The 18,695-nt window shown below is 40.6% G+C and carries 21 protein-coding genes; 16 read left to right on the plus strand and 5 right to left on the minus strand.

Translation table 11 applies throughout. The annotated features are described in order from the left end of the window. Window positions 1-50 precede the first annotated feature (50 nt). A complete protein-coding gene (locus tag HC175_RS01785) occupies window positions 51-1,058 on the plus strand; it encodes a glycosyltransferase family 2 protein (protein WP_168136796.1) in 1,008 nt (335 codons plus the stop codon). Window position 1,059: 1 nt separating this feature from the next. Here the strand turns inward: HC175_RS01785 and HC175_RS01790 are convergent, their stop codons facing one another. After that, window positions 1,060-1,809: a lipopolysaccharide kinase InaA family protein gene (locus HC175_RS01790; RefSeq protein WP_168136797.1), complete on the minus strand. Its 750-nt coding sequence runs from the start codon at window positions 1,807-1,809 to the stop codon at window positions 1,060-1,062. A gap of 60 nt (window positions 1,810-1,869) precedes the next feature. Between HC175_RS01790 and HC175_RS01795 the strand changes: the two genes are divergently transcribed. The 9 genes from HC175_RS01795 (at window position 1,870) to HC175_RS01835 (ending at window position 9,682) form a co-directional block, all read left to right on the plus strand. After that, complete coding sequence (locus HC175_RS01795; protein WP_168136798.1) at window positions 1,870-2,634, plus strand: DUF5672 family protein; 765 nt, start codon at window positions 1,870-1,872, stop codon at window positions 2,632-2,634. A 14-nt stretch (window positions 2,635-2,648) separates the two neighbouring features. Continuing rightward, window positions 2,649-3,365 (plus strand): glycosyltransferase family protein, encoded by a 717-nt coding sequence (locus tag HC175_RS01800; RefSeq protein ID WP_209309894.1) that lies wholly within the window; start codon window positions 2,649-2,651, stop codon window positions 3,363-3,365. A 36-nt stretch (window positions 3,366-3,401) separates the two neighbouring features. Beyond that, window positions 3,402-4,529, plus strand: coding sequence for a glycosyltransferase family 4 protein (locus tag HC175_RS01805; RefSeq protein ID WP_168136800.1), 1,128 nt, complete (start codon window positions 3,402-3,404; stop codon window positions 4,527-4,529). After that, window positions 4,501-5,070, plus strand: a complete 570-nt coding sequence (locus tag HC175_RS01810) for an L-threonylcarbamoyladenylate synthase (RefSeq protein ID WP_168136801.1) — start codon at window positions 4,501-4,503, stop codon at window positions 5,068-5,070. The genes HC175_RS01805 and HC175_RS01810 overlap by 29 nt, the downstream gene beginning before the upstream one ends. Before the next feature lie 67 nt (window positions 5,071-5,137). Further along, window positions 5,138-5,512 (plus strand): GxxExxY protein, encoded by a 375-nt coding sequence (locus HC175_RS01815; protein ID WP_168136802.1) that lies wholly within the window; start codon window positions 5,138-5,140, stop codon window positions 5,510-5,512. Between the two features lie 35 nt (window positions 5,513-5,547). After that, on the plus strand, window positions 5,548-6,963 hold the full coding sequence (locus tag HC175_RS01820; RefSeq protein WP_168136803.1) for a CCA tRNA nucleotidyltransferase: 1,416 nt from the start codon (window positions 5,548-5,550) through the stop codon (window positions 6,961-6,963). 27 nt (window positions 6,964-6,990) lie between these two features. Further along, window positions 6,991-8,004 (plus strand): COX15/CtaA family protein, encoded by a 1,014-nt coding sequence (locus HC175_RS01825; protein WP_168136804.1) that lies wholly within the window; start codon window positions 6,991-6,993, stop codon window positions 8,002-8,004. 49 nt (window positions 8,005-8,053) lie between these two features. Further along, window positions 8,054-8,563 carry an IS1096 element passenger TnpR family protein gene (locus HC175_RS01830; RefSeq protein ID WP_168136805.1) on the plus strand — a complete coding sequence of 170 codons (510 nt, stop codon included), beginning with the start codon at window positions 8,054-8,056 and terminating at the stop codon, window positions 8,561-8,563. 60 nt (window positions 8,564-8,623) lie between these two features. Further along, window positions 8,624-9,682 carry a nucleoid-associated protein gene (locus HC175_RS01835; protein ID WP_168136806.1) on the plus strand — a complete coding sequence of 353 codons (1,059 nt, stop codon included), beginning with the start codon at window positions 8,624-8,626 and terminating at the stop codon, window positions 9,680-9,682. 114 nt (window positions 9,683-9,796) lie between these two features. Here HC175_RS01835 and HC175_RS01840 read toward each other — a convergent pair whose 3' ends face one another. After that, window positions 9,797-10,858: a hypothetical protein gene (locus tag HC175_RS01840; protein WP_168136807.1), complete on the minus strand. Its 1,062-nt coding sequence runs from the start codon at window positions 10,856-10,858 to the stop codon at window positions 9,797-9,799. Window positions 10,859-10,948: 90 nt separating this feature from the next. Between HC175_RS01840 and HC175_RS01845 the strand changes: the two genes are divergently transcribed. From HC175_RS01845 to HC175_RS01860, 4 genes are all read left to right on the plus strand, one after another. Continuing rightward, window positions 10,949-11,851: an ABC transporter ATP-binding protein gene (locus HC175_RS01845; RefSeq protein WP_168136808.1), complete on the plus strand. Its 903-nt coding sequence runs from the start codon at window positions 10,949-10,951 to the stop codon at window positions 11,849-11,851. After that, a complete protein-coding gene (locus tag HC175_RS01850; protein WP_168136809.1) occupies window positions 11,851-12,687 on the plus strand; it encodes an ABC transporter permease in 837 nt (278 codons plus the stop codon). The genes HC175_RS01845 and HC175_RS01850 overlap by 1 nt, the downstream gene beginning before the upstream one ends. Before the next feature lie 86 nt (window positions 12,688-12,773). Further along, on the plus strand, window positions 12,774-14,777 hold the full coding sequence (uvrB, locus tag HC175_RS01855) for an excinuclease ABC subunit UvrB (RefSeq protein ID WP_168136810.1): 2,004 nt from the start codon (window positions 12,774-12,776) through the stop codon (window positions 14,775-14,777). Between the two features lie 95 nt (window positions 14,778-14,872). Beyond that, window positions 14,873-16,084 (plus strand): hypothetical protein, encoded by a 1,212-nt coding sequence (locus HC175_RS01860; protein ID WP_317172063.1) that lies wholly within the window; start codon window positions 14,873-14,875, stop codon window positions 16,082-16,084. Window positions 16,085-16,123: 39 nt separating this feature from the next. Here HC175_RS01860 and HC175_RS01865 read toward each other — a convergent pair whose 3' ends face one another. Continuing rightward, window positions 16,124-16,570: an Hsp20/alpha crystallin family protein gene (locus HC175_RS01865; protein ID WP_168136811.1), complete on the minus strand. Its 447-nt coding sequence runs from the start codon at window positions 16,568-16,570 to the stop codon at window positions 16,124-16,126. A 218-nt stretch (window positions 16,571-16,788) separates the two neighbouring features. On the opposite strand from HC175_RS01865, the gene HC175_RS01870 reads away from it, so the two are divergent. Further along, on the plus strand, window positions 16,789-17,034 hold the full coding sequence (locus HC175_RS01870) for a DUF1456 family protein (RefSeq protein ID WP_168136812.1): 246 nt from the start codon (window positions 16,789-16,791) through the stop codon (window positions 17,032-17,034). Between the two features lie 3 nt (window positions 17,035-17,037). Beyond that, on the plus strand, window positions 17,038-17,727 hold the full coding sequence (locus tag HC175_RS01875) for a phosphoadenylyl-sulfate reductase (protein ID WP_168136813.1): 690 nt from the start codon (window positions 17,038-17,040) through the stop codon (window positions 17,725-17,727). A gap of 47 nt (window positions 17,728-17,774) precedes the next feature. On the opposite strand, the gene HC175_RS01880 is transcribed toward HC175_RS01875, so the two are convergent. Both HC175_RS01880 and HC175_RS01885 read right to left on the minus strand, forming a co-directional pair. Further along, a complete protein-coding gene (locus HC175_RS01880) occupies window positions 17,775-18,110 on the minus strand; it encodes a hypothetical protein (protein ID WP_168136814.1) in 336 nt (111 codons plus the stop codon). A gap of 163 nt (window positions 18,111-18,273) precedes the next feature. Next, window positions 18,274-18,612 carry a hypothetical protein gene (locus HC175_RS01885; RefSeq protein WP_168136815.1) on the minus strand — a complete coding sequence of 113 codons (339 nt, stop codon included), beginning with the start codon at window positions 18,610-18,612 and terminating at the stop codon, window positions 18,274-18,276. Window positions 18,613-18,695: the final 83 nt, after the last annotated feature.

An 18,695-nucleotide genomic window follows, 5' to 3' on the forward strand; every position in this document is an offset into this window, starting at 1 on the left:
GAGCAAAATTACTTAATTTTGACAACTTCTAAATTGATCTCCAACAATAGATGCAGGCACCTATAACGGTATTAATTCCTACCTATAATGAAGAAAAACTCGTTGCGCAGGCTATTAGCTGCGCCGGTTTTGCAGATGAAGTCCTGGTAATAGACTCGTATAGCACAGATAGAACGGTAGAGATAGCTGAAGCCATGGGATGTAAGGTGCTTCAAAGAAGCTTTGATAATTTTTCGAATCAGAAAAATTATGCTATTTCCAGGGCAAAGCACGATTGGATCCTCGTCCTTGACGCCGATGAATATCTTACCTACACCTTGCGCAAAGAGATTACAGCGGCTGTTATGGAGCCTGAACATGAAGCTTATAAAATGCCCTTTAAAAATTACTTCATTAATCGCTTCATCGATTATGGTAGTAACGCGCTTAAAATAAAAACCCGGTTTTTTAACCGAAAACATTGTCACTATAAGGGCCTTGTACATGAACAGCTCATCTGTGAAGGCACTACAGGAGTATTTTCAGGAAAGATCCTTCATTATACCTACAAGGATCTTAAACATTTTTACGAAAAGAAGAATCAATACTCCGATCTGCAATCGCAGCAGTTGTTCCAAAAAGGGAAAAATACGAGCTATTTACAGATCCTCTTTAAACCGGCATACAGGTTCCTGAACGAATATATTCTGAGATTAGGGTTTCTTGACGGCATTCCAGGCCTCACTTCTACTGCAATGAATGGATATGGCGTTTTGAGCAGGTATGTCAAACTACTCATTCTTCAGAAGAAAATTAGAGATCCGCAGCTTATGGATTATAACAACTTTACCCGTTCCTTAATGGCAAAGGCCAGGGCTGATGGCTTTGCAAGAGCAAAAACTCAAAAGATCTATAAAGTCCAATTCATTGTCACCCCTATGGTAACTTTCTGGAAAGATTTTGTCTTCGGAGGGAATATTTCAAAAGGAAAGGAAGGATACATTCACAGCTATCTCAAAGGCTTTCAAACGTTCAACACGCTGTTGTACCACTGGCTTCACAAAAGGAACATGGAGTAATTTATTTCTTTAGCCCAAGCATTTTCTTCATTTCTTGCTTCCTCCTGGCCTTTTGCTGAAACTGCTGAATATAGAACCACATTTTATCAAATACTTCAGCTTCAGATTCTTTAATGAGTTTAGAATATTCGTTAGCCATCACTTCAACCATATGTTTCATAGGCGTAATACGGTGAAAATTTCTCATGCGGGCCTCGAAGTTCATCGTTTTAAAATTCATCCGATTAAGATCAACCAGAAAAAATTTATAGTCTCCACCATTCAGCTGGATCAAGGTATTCCCTGGTGAATGATCCTTAAATTCTATCTTATTTTCATGCAGTTGATAGGTAAACCGCGTAAATGCTCTGAGGATCTTTTCATGATCTGGATAATCGGGTTCATGAATTAATTCTCTGTAGGTAAGGTCGTAAGGCACCTGTTTACTGAAGTAGTAGCTGCGCCCAAAAAATATTCCGTCTTCTTCAACGTAACCAATTGGAGCCGGAGTTCCAATCCCGTGTTCCAGCAGGTAATTCGCATTCTCAAAAGAGCGACGGGCTTTAGACTTTAAAAAGTATTTATAGACCACCTTATTTATAAAATTCGGGATCCGGAAAGACTTTACATTGACCACCTCCCCTTCTACCTGAAACAACTTCAATTGATTGCGACCATCTTTAATGACTTCTCCTTTTTTTCCAAATTCATCAAGGATCTTGTAGATCTTGTCTTTCCAGGACGAGTAAGATGGAGATAACGTTAATTTCATAGGCTGAAAATTCTGCCACAAATTTAATATTATATTTGTAACCTAATTCTGAACAAGTTAATGCGCATCGCAGTAGTCATCCCCTTTTATAAAGCAGATTTTAATGCCATAGAAGAAAGATCCTTTAATCAATGTGTTAAGGTGCTCAAGAACTATGACATCATCTTTGCGCTTCCAGAGGGACTTGAACTAAAAAAGGATTCTGATCTCGTAAAGACCGAGGTTTTTGAGAAAAAATACTTCAGGAATATTGCAGGTTACAATAAACTTATGCTCAGCACAGAGTTCTATGAGCGATTCCTGGCTTATGATTATATTCTTATTTATCAGTTGGATTCCTTTGTTTTTAAGGATGAACTAAGATCCTGGTGCGAAAAGGACTATGATTATATTGGAGCTCCATGGATTGCAACAAGAAACATTGTTTCGTCCCTTCTAAAGCCATTCCAGTCAAAAAGTATTAAAAGAAGAGAACCTGTTTTCTACAAAGTTGGCAACGGAGGTTTTTCTCTCCGAAAAACCAGGTCCTTTTTTAACATTGCCAAACAATTATCAAAAGAGATCAAGGAACAGCTCGAGGAAAAACACGGGGAGATCTATACCAATGAAGATGTTTTCTGGTCCATAAAGGTGCCCGAATACTTTCCGGAGTTTAAGATCCCGGGCTACATTGAAGCTGTTGATTTTGCAATAGACAGAAAACCCAAGATAGCTTTGAAGCTCAATGCCCACGAATTGCCATTTGGCTGCCATGGCATAGATAAACCTAAAGTAAAGGATTTCTGGGAACCTATTGTAGAAAAGGAATACCAGAACAATCTTTAATTATGGGGAAAGCTTTGAAATCAAAGATCAGGCGTTTCCTGGAATTTTCTTTTGGAAGCCAGCCTTCAAACTTCAAACAGATCCCCATAATCATCAATAACTTTAATCGGGTTACTACTTTAAAACAGCTCATCTTTGATCTAGAATCGCGAGGCTATTATAACATCGAGATCATTGACAATAATTCGAGCTATCCTCCCCTGCTTGAATATTACGAGCAATGTTCTTATAAGGTACACAGGTTAAAGAAGAACATAGGTTTTAAGGCCTTGTGGAAAAGTGGGCTCTGGTACAAATTTTTGAGAGGTTATTACTGCTATACAGATTCCGATCTTTCTTTAAACGAAGATTGCCCCGATGATTTTATGGAAGTTTTTTACAGGCTTTTAAAGAAATATCCAGAAGTTTTTAAGGTCGGTTTTTCCCTGAAGATCAACGATCTGCCGGACGAGTATGACCGGAAGCAGGAAGTCGTTGACTGGGAATCAAGGTTTTACACGCAGGAAAAGGAAGAGAATGTTTTCATTGCACCCATAGATACCACTTTTGCGCTCTACCGACCTTTCGCACGCCGAGGGAAGCGAGACGGGAGTGACGAGATCTTAAGAGTAGGACCGCCTTACCAATGTCAACATTTACCATGGTATGTCAATTCTGCCGCCCCTTCAGAAGAGGAACTTTTTTATATCAATTCAGTAAGAAAGATCACCCACTGGACGAAAAATGCATAAGCTTCTGAAACCTACAGGTGTCAAAAAATAGTTTTTATGAACGTCTTACATTTATCTGCGGTCAAGATATGGGGTGGTGGCGAAAATCACATCGTAAACTTGTGCAGAGAACTGGAAGACCTGGCCCCAGAGGTCAAAAACTTTATTCTTTGCAAGGAAAACAGTGATTTCCATCTCCTGTTGAAAAATGAAGATTTTGAGGTTATTTCTGCTCCCCTGGCTTATAAACTTGATTTGCGCTACGTTAAAAAGATCATCTCTTCCTGTAAGAAAAACAGCATTGATCTTATTCATATCCACGACAGCACCGCGTTGGCATTAGCAGTACTGGCAGATAAATTTTCGGACTTACCGCCTTTCATTTTAAGCAAGAAAACCTCTTTTCCTATTCGGCCCCGCCGTCGAACTCTGTTCAAGTACAATTATTCCAAGATCCAGAAGATCTTATGCGTATCTCATTTCACAAAGAAGATCGCGGCGCAAAGCATAGTTGATCCTCATCGCCTGCAGGTAATTTATCATGGCACCCGTTTCAAAAATATATCCCGGAAATCCCCTTTTTGGATAAGAAGCAAATATAACCTTCCAAAAAAGGCATTTTTAGTAGGAAATATTGCCAACCATATAGAGGCTAAAGACCTTGAAACTCTAGTGCGTACTGCACATGAACTTGTAAACCTGAAACATCGAAAAGATCTTTTTTTTATTCAGATTGGCAACTTCAGCAAGTTAACCGGCAGCTTAAAAAATCTGGTGACAGAATTTTCCCTGGAGAAGCATGTGCTTTTTACAGACTATATCCCTACAGCTTCTGCCCTTATTCCTCAACTTGATGCGATGCTCATTACTTCTGAAATGGAAGGTATTCCGCAGGTGATCTACGAATCTTTCTATCACGGGGTTCCGGTAGTGAGCACAAATGTGGGTGGAATCCCTGAAGTTATTGATGACAAAGTGAATGGACTGCTCAGTGATCCGCATGACCAGATCGCCCTTGCTGAAAACCTTCTGTTTTTGATGGATAATCCACAGGTAATCCCGAACTTTGCCAAAATTTCGAAGGAAAGAGTAGAAAAACATTTTACGAGCCAGATCATGGCTTCAAAAACTCTTTTGGAATATAAAAAAGCAACCAATGGTAGATTACACGGAAGAACTGAATAATGCGTATGCCGCGCTTAAAAGAGGAGGAATAATTCTTTACCCCACAGATACTGTTTGGGGAATAGGCTGCGACGCGACAAATGCCGATGCTATTGACAAAATATTTGCCTTAAAAAAGAGAAGTGAGGAAAAGGCGCTTATTTGCCTGGTCTCAGATTTTAAGATGCTCAATCAATTTGTGGAAGAAGTACCCGAAGTGGCTTATGACATCCTAAAATATGCGGCCAAACCTACCACGATCATTTATGACAAACCCATAAGGGTTGCCGAGAATCTTGTTGGAAAAGACAACACTTTGGGCATACGCGTAACTAAAGATGAGTTTTGTCAAAAACTGCTTCGGAAGTTAAAGCGTCCCCTGGTCTCCACATCAGCGAATATCAGCAGCCATCCCACCCCCGAATCTTTTGCTCAAATCTCTCCGGAAATTTTAAAAGGTGTGGACTATGTGGTAAATTTGCAGCAGTCGATCAAGACTCCTAAACCTTCGGCAATTATCAAGCTTAGTAACGACGGAAAGGTTAAGGTAATTAGGAAATAAAATGGCCAGAGCCAAGAATACACGAATTATTTTAGGCGCACTCATAAGGGTAAGAATAAATAATTGAATGGCGCATATTCTATATAAAGAAGAAAGCTATAGTATTGTAGGAGCCTTATTTGAAGTGTATAATCATTTAGGCAGTGGCTTTTCCGAAATAGTTTATAAGGACGCCTTAGAATATGAATTCAAATTAAGAAGAATTCCTTTTGTACGGGAAAAAGAATTTTGCGTTTTCTATAAGGATCATACGTTGACGCATAAATTTTTTGCGGACTTTGTAGTTCAGGACAAAATCATTTTGGAAGTAAAATCAGTAGAAAACCTACACGACAAACATATTGCCCAAAGTATAAATTATCTGAAAGTTTCAGGTTGTAAATTAGCCATCTTAGCCAATTTTCACAAGGACTTACTTGATCATCGCCGAATAGTTCTCTAAAATATTCGTGAATTCGTGGCAAAAAAGAAATAAAAGTGAATAACTACAAGCGAGCCCTCTCAAATAATATTTTTAAAGTAATCTCCCTGGCTGCAAAGGAGCTGCAACTGGAAACCTACGTCATAGGAGGTTTTGTGAGAGATTACATCCTGCAGCGAGGAGAGCACAAAGATATTGACGTAGTAGCTGTAGGCAGCGGGATTGAACTCGCGCAAAAGGTTTCGGCCTTACTTCCACATCAACCTAAAGTTCAAATCTTTAAGAACTATGGAACTGCAATGTTGCGGGCGTATGATATGGAGGTGGAGTTTGTTGGTGCCCGTAAAGAAAGCTACTCTGAAGAGAGCAGGAATCCCGAAGTGGAACAGGGAAGTCTTGAAGATGACCAGAACCGCCGGGATTTCACCATTAATGCTTTGGCATTAAGTTTAAATGATGAAAATTTTGGGGAACTGCTAGATCCTTTCAATGGGCTACAGGATATCAATGCCGGGGTAATCAGGACTCCGCTTAGCCCCGATGTTACCTATTCAGATGACCCTCTGCGCATGCTGAGGGCCATAAGGTTCGCATCACAGCTGCAGTTTAGAATCGAAAATGAATCTCTGCAGGCCATTACCAGGAACAGGAACCGCATCAAGATCATTTCTCGGGAAAGAATAGTTGATGAACTCAACAAGATCCTGCTTTCTCCAAAACCGTCGGTAGGATTCAGCTTGTTGCACAAAACCGGATTACTCGCCCTACTCCTGCCCGAATTAACTGCTCTGGAAGGGATTGACGAAATTGAAGGACAAAGGCACAAAGATAATTTTTGGCATACCCTTGAAGTGGTAGATAATATTTCAGAAAATACAGATGATCTCTGGCTGCGTTGGGCCGCCCTGCTCCACGACATAGGAAAAGCACCAACCAAGAAATTTGATGAAAAACTTGGCTGGACCTTTCATGGACATGAATTTGTAGGATCAAAAATGGTCTACAAACTATTCAAACGGCTCAAAATGCCTCTGAATGAGAAAATGAAGTTGGTTCAAAAACTGGTATATATGAGTTCGAGGCCAATTGTACTTTCTCAGGAAGTAACAGATTCTGCAGTAAGAAGGCTTATTTTTGATGCGGGGAATGATATTGAGGCTCTAATGACCTTATGTGAGGCAGATATCACGACAAAAAATCCCCGCAGGTACAGGAAATACCACAATAATTTTAAGGTGGTAAGGCAAAAGATCAAGGAGGTAGAAGAAAGAGATCACGTGCGTAATTTTCAACCCCCTGTTTCTGGAGAGGAAATCATGGAGACTTTTAATTTAAAGCCTTCCCGTGAAATCGGAATCATAAAAGACGCTATTAAAGAAGCCATTTTAGAGGGGGTAATTCCCAACGAATACGAGGCGGCGAGAGCATTCATGCTTGAAAAAGGAAAAGAAATTGGCTTATCGACCAAGTAAATATGTTTTATCCTTACCTATATTTTCATGAAAGACAATAAAAAGGTCGTTTTCTGGCTGTTTACCGGCTGCTTTTTAATTTTCGTAATGGTCGTTGTTGGAGGGATCACCCGTCTTACCAATTCCGGGCTTTCGATTTCTGATTACAAATTGATCACAGGAACCATTCCTCCACTTACAGAGGAACAATGGGTGGAAGAATTTGAATTCTATAAACAATTCCCTGAATACAAAAAGCTTCACTATCACTTTACTCTTGAAGATTTTAAAGGTATTTATTTTTGGGAATGGCTGCACAGGCTAATTGGACGGCTAATAGGAATTGTTTTTCTCTTGCCCTTCCTTTATTTTCTGGTAACGAAACAATTGACCCGACCAACGACCTTTAAATCTTTGATCTTGCTCCTGCTTGGAGGTTTCCAAGGGTTCTTGGGCTGGTATATGGTCAAAAGCGGCCTGGTAGATAATCCTGCAGTGAGTCATTACAGGCTCGCGGCACACCTCACCACAGCCTTTATCACTTTTGCATATTGTTTCTGGGTAGCCATGGATCTTATTTACCCTCGAAAAAAAGAAGTTAATAACAGCTTTAGAAAATTAGTTTGGATTGGAATGGTCATCCTGCTCATTCAAATTATTTGGGGCGCATTTGTTGCCGGTCTCGATGCAGGATGGATCCATAATTTCTGGCCACAAATGACCGGAGGAGAATGGATCCACGAAACCGTATACATCGAGCAGAAGCCGCTATGGAAAAATTTCATAGAAGGCAAAAGCGGGGTGCAGTTTGTACACAGGTACCTGGCTTATCTGGTAGTTGGAATCATCCTGTACATCTGGTACAGGTCCAGGAATCTCAGCCTTACCCTGCCGCAGCAAAGAGGCATACAATGGCTTGTAGGTCTGGTCTTTCTGCAATTTCTGCTGGGAGTTCTAACCCTTATTTACGCAGTACCTTTATGGCTGGGAGTGGCGCATCAGGTAGGAGCCTTTTTCCTGCTCACCGCCATGACTTTTACCCTCCACAGATTTAGCAGATAGCCGGGAATTGTCATCTAAAAATGTATCTTTGCAATCCAATTTTTGATTTATGCTTTACAGATTTCGAATTATTCTAGATGCCGAAGAAGATGTTTTTCGTGATGTAGAAATCATGGCCGATAATACCCTTGAAGACCTTCATAATACTATCCTGCAGTCTTTTGGTTTTGATGGAACAGAAATGGCTTCATTTTACATTAGTGACGACGACTGGAATCAAGGTGAAGAAATATCACAATTTGATGTCACTGAAGGCACCGGTTCGGTGAGACTAATGAATGAAACCACACTCGATGATGTAGTTTCTGAAAGCCAGACCAAACTCATTTATGTTTACGACTTTTTGAGTATGTGGACCTTCTTGGTGGAACTTGCTGAAGTTGCAGAACCTGAACCCGGAATGGACTATCCTAATCTCATGTTCGTTCACGGACAATTACCACTTTCAGCTCCAGAAAAAGATTTTCAGGCAGAGTCCGATGATCTGGGTCCCGATTTCGATGAAGATTTTGACGTTGATGATTACGACGATCTTTCTTTCGACGAGAACTGGAACTAAACTTAAATTCCCTATTTTTCGCACCTTATTAATCCGGTAACTTAACCGTAGCTTTTCAATATGATCAACCTATATAATGCTCACATTGAGTCTCTTTCTATTCACCGAGTAGGAAACAAAAGCAGAAATGAAAATATCTTTCTTTCTGCCCAGCCTTTTCATTTGGACGACGAGATCACCCCACTTATCAAGGAATACTTTCTCAAGCCTTTCCGTGATAAGGAGGAGAATTACTTCCAGTTCTCTAATGAGGTAGATGTGGAATTCAATCCGCTATTTGAGATCGCCAATAAAGTATTTGACAATCCACAGGATATCCACGAACAGTCAAAAAAGATAACTACGCTCCTCTTTGAACAGTCTGCACATCCACATATTAAGAGTGGAGAAGTTTATGTTGTCTATTTTGACAACATGATGCTGGACAATGAAAAGACAAATGCTATCGGGATCTTCAAATCTGAGCTAAAACATGATTTTCTTCAGTTTCAGGAAAAGGAAAGCATTCTGGAAATGATCATCCAACAGGGTATTAATCTGAACAAATTAGATAAAGGAGCAATTATATTCAATAAGAACCGGGAGGAAGGTTATAAAATCCTTTCTGTCGATTCAAATAAGTACGATACGAAATACTGGCTTGAAAATTTCCTCGGAGTGGATGTACTGGCCGATGAGAATTTCCATACCAAAAAGTATTTGAAGTTCTGTCAGAATTTCGCCAAAGATGTAGTCCTTCCTGCGGAAGACAAGAAGGAAGAAGTCATGTTCATGAACCGAAGCGTTGATTATTTTGCCAAAAATGACGAATTCGAAGAGACTTCTTTTCTTAATTCGGTGATAGATAATCCCAGCCTGATCCCTGAATTTCAGAACTACAAGACAGAAAAGGCACCAAAGTACAAGATCGAAGACCTTACAAGCTTTCCTATTTCAAACACTGCAGTAACTGCGGCTCGTAAATCAATCAAGAACACTATTAATCTTGATACCAATATTCAGATCAAAATGGATTTTATTAATCCGGAGTCTGCCGAGAAATTTGTGGAAAAAGGATGGGATGAGGAACGACAAATGTATTACTACCTGGTCTATTTCAACAAGGAGCAGAAAAGTTAATAGGGTTCTGGACCTTTATTGCTTATCCTGGACACATTTGCGGCCAGAAACAAAAAACAAAGAGCTTCAAAAATGTCATTTTTGAAGCTCTTTGTTTAAACCGTTTATCTAAGGCTAAATCAGTCTTTTCATATTCACGTCTTCGTAGTTGCGTTTTACGAAATCTAAGGCGGTTCTAATGATCTGTCCCATCGATCTTGCCCGTTTGAATTTCATATCATTCGAGAATTCATATAATTCCCGCCGAAGCTGCTTTACATTACCCTCATTAGAGATTTGATCATTTAAGATGCATCTCATGAGCTCCTTATATCTTGATTGTGCATTGATGATCCTTTTTGCCAGCAAAGAGCGCTCTTCCCTTCTGTATTGTTCAATCGAGGAATCCTGCAATTTTTCTGCAACCAGCTGTACCATTTTGTAGTTTTCCTTAAAAAACTGCGGTCGGTAGACTTTTAGATTTCCTTCAAAACACTGCTGATCGAAATCTATTGCCCTGATTTGATATTCCACATGATCAAAATCGTGAGTGGGAATGATGACGTAATTATAAGAGCGCATATCCCCGAGCAGTCTTATAGTGCAGCGTTCATTGAACTTTACGAACTGCTTTGCGATCTGGGTTTTGGCCCTTTCATCACATAATGGCAGTTCATCATCTATAAAAACATCGCCCGGTATGCCGGCAATGTGCTCCTCAATAAGCGTATCGCGATACACCAAAAAGTTTATCCTGTGGGGAGAGAGAATGTGCTCAAATTCGAGTCCGTAGATTCGGGAGGCATCCGCTTTTTTGACATAGAAATAGGTGAAACTATCGTTGAGAATATTTCTGATCTTAATTCGGAAGGGTTTGGAATTTCCGAAGGTACAATAATCGATAGCATCTACATTGAGGAACTCCAGGGAGTCATCACTACCATCTGAATGCAGAATCGTATAGACCTGTTTTAAGCTGTTATCGATCTCGTTCCTTTCGTGATCTGGATAATAACAGCGTACCCAGTAAGTATCTTCCTCATGCTGGTCATAAACTACTATGGAGCCAGAGAACCTGAGCAGATCATCGTAAAAGACCGGGATTTTTGTATTGCGATTGTATTTGGCGAGGTATTTATGGAACCGGTCATTGACTGGGAAGGAGGGTTTCTTTTTTGACATTAATTTTTCCGGCATACCTTGAATTTCCTCAAAAATAAGACTTCTTTTTCTTTCGCCCTGTAACAAAACGTTAACTTAGGCGTCGTATGTTAAAACCGGTTAATTGTGAATACTATACTCCGCCTGAACAACCTTACTAAAAAATTTGGCCCTGTCACCGCAGTAAACAATCTCTCTTTTTCCATCGAAAAAGGTAATGTTTATGGCATTCTTGGCCCCAATGGCAGTGGAAAATCGACTACCCTGGGAATTGTGCTGAACGTGGTGAACAAGACCAGCGGGGACTTTCAATGGTTTGATGGCACGCAGAGTACTCATGAAGCCTTGAAAAAAGTAGGAGCTATTATAGAGCGTCCCAATTTCTATCCTTACATGACTGCCGCACAAAATCTGGAGCTGGTGTGTAAGATTAAAAATGTGGAACCGGTGAATATTGATGAAAAGCTGAAACTTGTGGGTTTACTGGATCGAAAGAACAGCAAATTCCGCACTTTTTCACTAGGTATGAAACAGCGGCTTGCCATAGGATCCGCCTTACTCAACGATCCCGAAATTCTTATTCTTGATGAACCTACTAATGGATTAGACCCCCAGGGAATTCATCAAATTAGGGAGATCATCACGAGAATTGCAGCCACAGGAACCACGATCCTCCTCGCCTCGCACCTTCTAGATGAGGTAGAGAAAGTTTGCACGCACGTAGTCATCATTAGAAAAGGAGAGAAATTATATAGCGGCCCAGTCGACCAGATGAACGCCAGCTTCGGATTCTTTGAACTCATGGCTGCTGATTCAGAAAGGCTGCAGGCACTTTTACTAGATCACCCGGCCTTTGGAAAGGTGATCCAAAAAGGGGACCTGGTCACGGCTTTTCTGGAAGAGCCTCTTGAACCCGAAACTCTTAACGCTTACCTCTTTGAAAATGGTCTTACGCTTTCGCAACTTGTGAAACGTAAAGAAAGTCTTGAAGAGCAATTTTTACTTCTAACCAACGAAATGACCGCCTAATGCTACGTCTCCTGAATATAGAATACCACAAGTTGCGCTACAGTAAATCTTCAAAGATCTTAATAACAACTTATTTTATCCTTATCACCTTTATCGCATTGATTGCGTCAATAGAATTTAAATTCGGCGGAATCCAGTTTAGAGTTGCCGACCAGGGAATTTTCAATTTCCCTTACATCTGGCATTTTAACAGCTATATTGCTGCGCTTTTAAAGCTTTTCCTGGCGATTGTCATTGTGTCAATGATGTCTAATGAATACAGCAACAGGACGATAAAACAGAACCTGATTGACGGCCTTAGCAAAAAGGAATTCATCCTGTCCAAATTTCTTACTGTCGTCTCCTTTGCTTTCCTTTCTACAATATTCCTGTTTATAGTATCCCTTATTCTGGGGCTTTCATTTTCAGATTATACCGAAATTTCTATTATCTTTTCTGATCTCGAATACCTCCTGGCGTATTTTGTAAAACTCACCGGCTTCTTTGCTTTTTGTATGTTCCTGGGAATACTTGTGAAAAGATCGGCATTTGCTCTGGGATTCCTCTTTGTTTGGTGGATCCTGGAAAGTATCGCAAGGGGTGTGATGGAATACAAGCTTTTCAGAGATTCCAACATTGCTGAAAATATTGCGCAGTTTTTCCCTCTGGAATCGATGAGCCTCTTGGTAAAGGAACCTTTTTCACGACTCAACGTCATCCAGTCGGCAGCCACACAACTAGGATCGGAATTCGAGAAGGATTACGGGATCTACTGGTACCAGTTGCTTATTGTGCTGGTATGGATAGGTATTTTCGTTTACCTTTCTTATGCCCTGCTGAAAAAGCGCGACCTATAATTTACCTGATTTTTAAGTTTTTAGCAGCAGAGTTTATTTGCCTGTAGCTTCAAAAATGGCTATTTTTGCGGGTCATCAAAAGGCCTATGAAATTCAAAGTAAAATCTGATTTTAAACCTACCGGAGACCAGCCGCAGGCAATCAACCATCTGGTTAAAGGCATCAGGAATAATGAGCGGTATCAAACCTTGCTGGGAGTAACGGGATCGGGAAAAACCTTTACTGTTGCCAATGTCATTGAGGAGGTCCAGAAACCCACTCTTGTTCTTGCTCATAACAAAACACTTGCTGCACAACTATATTCAGAATTTAAACAGTTCTTTCCAGAGAATGCTGTTGAATATTTCGTTAGCTACTACGATTATTACCAGCCAGAAGCTTTTATTCCCACCTCGGGCACTTATATAGAAAAGGATCTTTCCATAAACGAAGAGATCGAAAAAATGCGGCTAAGTACCACCTCTTCCCTCCTTTCGGGAAGAAGAGATGTTATTGTGGTAGCGTCTGTTTCCTGTCTCTACGGAATTGGAAATCCGGTAGAATTTAGGAAAAACGTAGTTTCCATTGAACGAGACATGGTCATTTCCCGCACTCAGCTACTTCATAAACTTGTTCAGAGCTTGTACTCACGTACAGAAGCAGAGTTTACCCACGGGAGCTTCAGAATAAAAGGAGATACGGTGGATATTTACCCGAGTTACGCCGATAATGCTTTCAGAATTCATTTTTTTGGCGACGAGATCGAGGAGATCGAGGCCTTTGATCCGGCCACGAATGAAGTCATTGAAAAATATGATCGTCTGAACATTTATCCTGCCAATATGTTCGTAACCTCGCCAGATGTACTGCAGGGAGCAATTCGGGAAATCCAGGATGACCTCGTAAAACAGGTAGGATATTTTCAGGAAATCGGAAAACACCTTGAAGCAAAACGCCTGGATGAGCGTACAAATTTCGATCTGGAAATGATAAGGGAGCTGGGATATTGCTCTGGGATAGAGAATTATTCGAGGTACCTTGATGGGAGACCGCCTGGCACAAGGCCTTTCTGCCTGCTGGATTATTTCCCCGATGATTATCTTATGGTGGTAGATGAGAGTCACGTGACGATTCCGCAGGTCCATGCTATGTATGGTGGTGACAGGTCCAGAAAGGAAACCCTGGTCGATTATGGCTTCAGACTTCCAGCAGCAATGGACAACCGGCCTTTGAAGTTTGAGGAATTTGAAATACTTCAGAACCAGGTTATTTATGTTAGTGCAACCCCTGCAGATTACGAGCTGCAAAAAACCGAAGGTCTCTATATCGAACAGGTGATTAGACCCACAGGCTTACTTGACCCTGTTATCGAGGTGAGACCCAGCCTGAACCAGATCGATGATCTTATCGAGGAAATTCAGCAGCGAATTGAGAAGGACCAGCGAATCCTGGTTACCACTCTCACAAAGCGTATGGCGGAAGAACTTACTAAATATCTTACCCGCATTGACATTCGCTGCCGCTATATTCATAGTGATGTAGACACCCTCGAAAGAGTTGAGATCATGCAGGATCTAAGAAAAGGGCTTTTTGACGTTCTTGTTGGGGTCAATCTTTTACGAGAAGGCCTCGATCTTCCTGAAGTTTCACTTGTTGCCATTCTGGATGCCGATAAGGAAGGATTTCTCCGGAGCAACCGGTCCCTGACGCAAACGATAGGGCGAGCTGCACGACACCTTGAAGGTAAAGCTATCATGTATGCCGACAAGATCACAGACAGCATGCAGAAAACGATAGATGAAACCGAATACAGACGTGCAAAACAGCTTAAATACAACGAAGACCACAATATTACCCCCACCGCGCTAAAGAAGTCTTTTGAGAATATGCTGGTACGAAAAAAACCGGAACCTTATACTTACGAAATAGCACCAGATCTAAAAGCAGCCGAAGCCGAAACAGAATATTTTAGTAAACCCCAGCTCGAAAAGAGAATTCGGGAAAAACGTAAAGCCATGGAAGCTGCAGCAAAGGAGCTGGATTTTATGACTGCGGCAAAACTTCGGGATGAGATCAAAATGCTTCAGGAAAAGGTACAGGAAGCTCCATAAAATGTTAAAATTTTTATAGGAGCTTGTGCTTCAGCAGAATAAAATCTTTATATTCAGATTTATTCAGTAACGCCTCCCCATAAAACTTTTGCATCGTGAACAAGTTTCTCTTTTCGGGATTGGCATTTTTTTGTGCTCTTTTTGAACTAACAGCCCAGGTTGGAATTAACACTACAGATCCTAAGGCACAACTGGACATCGCTATTGACAATCCTGCTGCTCCCGGCCCAACAGACGGGATTTTAATCCCCAGAATTGCAGCATTTCCCAGCAGTAATCCTACCCCAGATCAACATGGAATGCTGGTTTTTCTCACCTCTCAAAAAGGGGAATTTTCACCAGGCTTTTATTGGTGGAATTCTACTGTGGGTAAATGGGATTCCCTGGGAGCAAAGGCCGCTTTTGATTTTTATAAGGTAGGCACAACTGCAGCTTCAGGAAATCCAGATGACATGATCTATAGGAAGGGCAACGTGACCATTGGTGGCTCTTCTCAAAATGTAAAGCTGAAAGTGATGATCGATGCACAGGAGGAACATACCACCCGCACGGGCCTGGAAGTTGACAATGCGAGCTCATCGGCCAAAAATGTGACTTATGGAATAGTGAGCAGCAATAACAGTATCACTTCAGATAAGAAGTACGGGATCAAAAATTCTGTAAGTGCAAATGGCATTGGGATCCATTATGGGATATTTAATGAAGTTAACCAGAACACTAACGAAGAGATCTATGGGATCTTTAACGACGTGGGCAAGACCTTTGGCTCTACCAAAAATCATTACGGGATCTACAATGAAATTGGCACCTCGCAAGGCACCGGATTCGTCTACGGAATATACAGCACTGCATTTGGTGTGGATCCAAAAAAGGTATATGCAGGGTACTTTGCGGGACGAGTAGGCATTGGAAATACAGGAAATGATTATGTACTGCCCGATGTGCGGGGTTTACAGGACCAGGTGCTTATGACCGATGCCACGGGGAATGTGAGCTGGAAATATCCCAATTCGGGCACTTATTCCTCTACAACTTCTGCTACCGGAGCATTTGTTATTCCTGATGAAACCTATACTTTGCGCATCAACAATCAGGTGAATAGTGTGATCATTCCCGACGCCGCGCTTCATAAAGGTCGCATCATTTACCTCATCAACTGGCCAGGCAATTCACGAAAAACTCTTGACTTTCTCAACAACAATGATCTTTTCGACATCACTACCAACACAACGGTGACGGGGATTGACCCCGGACAAAAATTCCTGATCCAAAGCGCCGGAAATCGTTGGATCCTGCTTGATAAATAAAAAAACGCCCCGAAGGGCGTTAAACATCTGGAAGAAAAATTACTTGATGTCGATCAGCTTTTTAGCCTGAACTTTAGCTTCCTCTCGCTTCGGAAGTTTTATTTTTAGGACTCCCTCCTTGTATTCTGCAGATATTTTTTCGCTATCCACACTTTCAGGAAGACTAAAGGCTCTTTTAAAACTGCTGTAACTGAACTCTCTTCTGGTAAATCTACCATTGCTGTCTTTTTTCTCTTCTTCTCGCTTATCTTCAGAAGAAATGGTGAGGACGCCGTTATCCAGCTCGAGATTGAAATCCTTTTTGGTTTTTCCAGGAGCAGCAACTTCAAGACTAAATTCATCGTCAGTCTCAGAAATGTTTACTGCTGGTACAGAAGTTCCAATTCTGTTGTAGCCGGAGTTACCATTATCCATCCAATCGGTCTTGAACATGTCATCAAAAATTGATGGCAGCCAGTTGTCTGTGTTTCTTTTAATAAGGTTCATAACATTAATATTTTAGGTTAAACTTTTTTATTTTTTCTGAAATGTTATTGGCAATTTAAATACCACTTCAAAATAACCGCCTTTATGTCATATTTATTAGTTTATTATGTGTCAAATTGTCATTTAAGCTACTGACTTTTAAATCTCCTCTCCTTCTTCCGCTTTCACTTTCTTTTATTCCTTCAGGTTGTGTATTTTTACAACTTCAAACCTCACCTATGCCCTTATCTAATAATGACATCTTTAAGAAACTTCGTGTAGCTCTAAAATTAAGAGATGAAGATATTGTCCACATTTGTTCTCTTGTAGATTTTAAAGTCACCAAAAGTGAAATTGGAGCGATCTTTAGAAGCGAAGATCATCCAAAGTATATGGAGTGCGGAGACCAGTTCCTCCGGAATTTTCTTAACGGCCTGGTGATCTATAAGAGAGGCCCCATGCCTAAAAAAGAAGATAAGAAGTAGCACATGGAAATAGTTACCGAAAAAAGAATTGTAACTGCTGCAGAAGTTTCCATGCTCAACCAGAAATACAGGACTCTAAATCTGCATGAAAGAATTGCCGAACTCTACAACGACTTTAATGCTGCCGAAGTAATGCTCACCAGTTCTTTCGCTGCCACCTCGGCCTTTCTGCTCAAATTGTTTTCTGATGTAAACAGAGATCAATTGGTTTATTTCATAGACACGGGTTATCATTTTCAGGAGACCCTGGAGTACAGGCAAAAGCTTACAGAACTTTATGGGCTAAGAGTAAAATCCATTAGCGCGCTCAAGGAGGAACACGATTTCACAACGAGCGATGAAACCTGGAAAAAGAATCCTGATTTTTGCTGTCATATCAATAAAGTTAAGCCTCTCGATACGATCAAAGCGAAGTACACTGTGTGGGTAAGCGGTTTAATGGAGTGGCAAAGTGATCACAGAGCCTCCCTCGATATTTTCGAGAACCGCGGCGAGATTTTAAAATTTTATCCACTTCTGGATGTAAGCAAAGAAGAGCGGGATGAGTTTATCGAGAAGCAACAGTTACCATTCCACCCTCTGGTTTCAAAAGGATACCATTCTATTGGCTGTTCTCATTGTACAGTAGCGGGAGAAGAAAGAAGCGGACGCTGGAATAACAATCCAAAGACCGAATGTGGTTTACACCTATAAAAAAACCCGGAGTGATTACTTCCGGGTTTTTGATTTAAAAAGGTCTTTCAACTTACCCTCTTCACAACAGTAAGCTCGTAGATCTTACCTTTCATCCAATTTTTTTCAGGCAGCTGTGTACTTTCAAGCTTTTCCTGTAAATATCTGCTCACTTCTTTATCTGCCGAAGCTACAGATACATTTTGGATCTTCTGGTCTTCAGAAACTGAAAAGAATACCGTGATCTCAAGATCTTTATTTTCGGCCAGTTTTACATCTTTTAGTATTCTTTCAATTTCTACGGAAACAGAATCGGGATTGATGAGATTGTTTCCGGTTTCAGCTTTTGTGGCCGAGCAAAGGATCATTGCTAATCCAACTAACAACAGTTTCAAATTTTTCATGTGGTTCGATTTTTTGATTAATTGATTCGATTTGATAATTGATGATTTACTATAAAGACTTTTAAACCAGGACCTTGTTACAGGTTATTATTGAATTAACAAATTTTTAAGACTATTCGTTGTAAGGAAATTAAAAGACCCGGTGATGAGCCGGGTCTTTTAATTAGTTTCTAGCCTGTACCTTTACAGGCAGTTCGTAGATCTTGTTGGAATACCAGGAGGCTCCGTGGAGCTTTTGTTGATCCAGCCGCTTTCTTAGAAACTCATTGACCTCCTCATTTGGCGAACTGATTTCTTCAATGGAGATTCGTTTATCACTTGTTACAGTAAAGATGACTTTTACTGTAAAATCTTCTTCAATGATCAGATCTGAATTTCTCAACATCTTTTCGATCTCTAAAGAAATGGCTTCTCCCTTCTCGATTTCTGCATTTTCGGCAAAAGAAATTGTTGTGCTGAATGCAACTACAAATGCGATGAGTAAATTTTTAAAGTTTTTCATGATTGTTTGTTTTTTGATTAATGATTATTACTAACTGATTACTATAAAGACCATGTTCAAGCCCGGATTGTTACAACCGGTAT

The sequence above is a fragment of the Salinimicrobium oceani genome (assembly GCF_012037645.1).

Excerpts from the sequence above, each read along its gene's own strand:
- HC175_RS01785 (WP_168136796.1), top strand. The coding sequence starts at position 51 with ATGCAGGCACCTATAACGGTATTAATTCCTACCTATAATGAAGAAAAA.
- HC175_RS01795 (WP_168136798.1), top strand. The coding sequence starts at position 1,870 with ATGCGCATCGCAGTAGTCATCCCCTTTTATAAAGCAGATTTTAATGCC.
- HC175_RS01815 (WP_168136802.1), top strand. The coding sequence starts at position 5,138 with ATGGCGCATATTCTATATAAAGAAGAAAGCTATAGTATTGTAGGAGCC.
- HC175_RS01865 (WP_168136811.1), bottom strand. The coding sequence starts at position 16,570 with ATGAACCTTATTAAAAGAAACACAGACAACTGGCTGCCATCAATTTTT.
- HC175_RS01870 (WP_168136812.1), top strand. The coding sequence starts at position 16,789 with ATGCCCTTATCTAATAATGACATCTTTAAGAAACTTCGTGTAGCTCTA.
- HC175_RS01810 (WP_168136801.1), top strand. The coding sequence starts at position 4,501 with ATGGTAGATTACACGGAAGAACTGAATAATGCGTATGCCGCGCTTAAA.
- HC175_RS01840 (WP_168136807.1), bottom strand. The coding sequence starts at position 10,858 with ATGCCGGAAAAATTAATGTCAAAAAAGAAACCCTCCTTCCCAGTCAAT.
- HC175_RS01830 (WP_168136805.1), top strand. The coding sequence starts at position 8,054 with ATGCTTTACAGATTTCGAATTATTCTAGATGCCGAAGAAGATGTTTTT.
- HC175_RS01805 (WP_168136800.1), top strand. The coding sequence starts at position 3,402 with ATGAACGTCTTACATTTATCTGCGGTCAAGATATGGGGTGGTGGCGAA.
- HC175_RS01835 (WP_168136806.1), top strand. The coding sequence starts at position 8,624 with ATGATCAACCTATATAATGCTCACATTGAGTCTCTTTCTATTCACCGA.
- uvrB (WP_168136810.1), top strand. The coding sequence starts at position 12,774 with ATGAAATTCAAAGTAAAATCTGATTTTAAACCTACCGGAGACCAGCCG.
- HC175_RS01880 (WP_168136814.1), bottom strand. The coding sequence starts at position 18,110 with ATGAAAAATTTGAAACTGTTGTTAGTTGGATTAGCAATGATCCTTTGC.
- HC175_RS01790 (WP_168136797.1), bottom strand. The coding sequence starts at position 1,809 with ATGAAATTAACGTTATCTCCATCTTACTCGTCCTGGAAAGACAAGATC.
- HC175_RS01850 (WP_168136809.1), top strand. The coding sequence starts at position 11,851 with ATGCTACGTCTCCTGAATATAGAATACCACAAGTTGCGCTACAGTAAA.
- HC175_RS01885 (WP_168136815.1), bottom strand. The coding sequence starts at position 18,612 with ATGAAAAACTTTAAAAATTTACTCATCGCATTTGTAGTTGCATTCAGC.
- HC175_RS01825 (WP_168136804.1), top strand. The coding sequence starts at position 6,991 with ATGAAAGACAATAAAAAGGTCGTTTTCTGGCTGTTTACCGGCTGCTTT.
- HC175_RS01875 (WP_168136813.1), top strand. The coding sequence starts at position 17,038 with ATGGAAATAGTTACCGAAAAAAGAATTGTAACTGCTGCAGAAGTTTCC.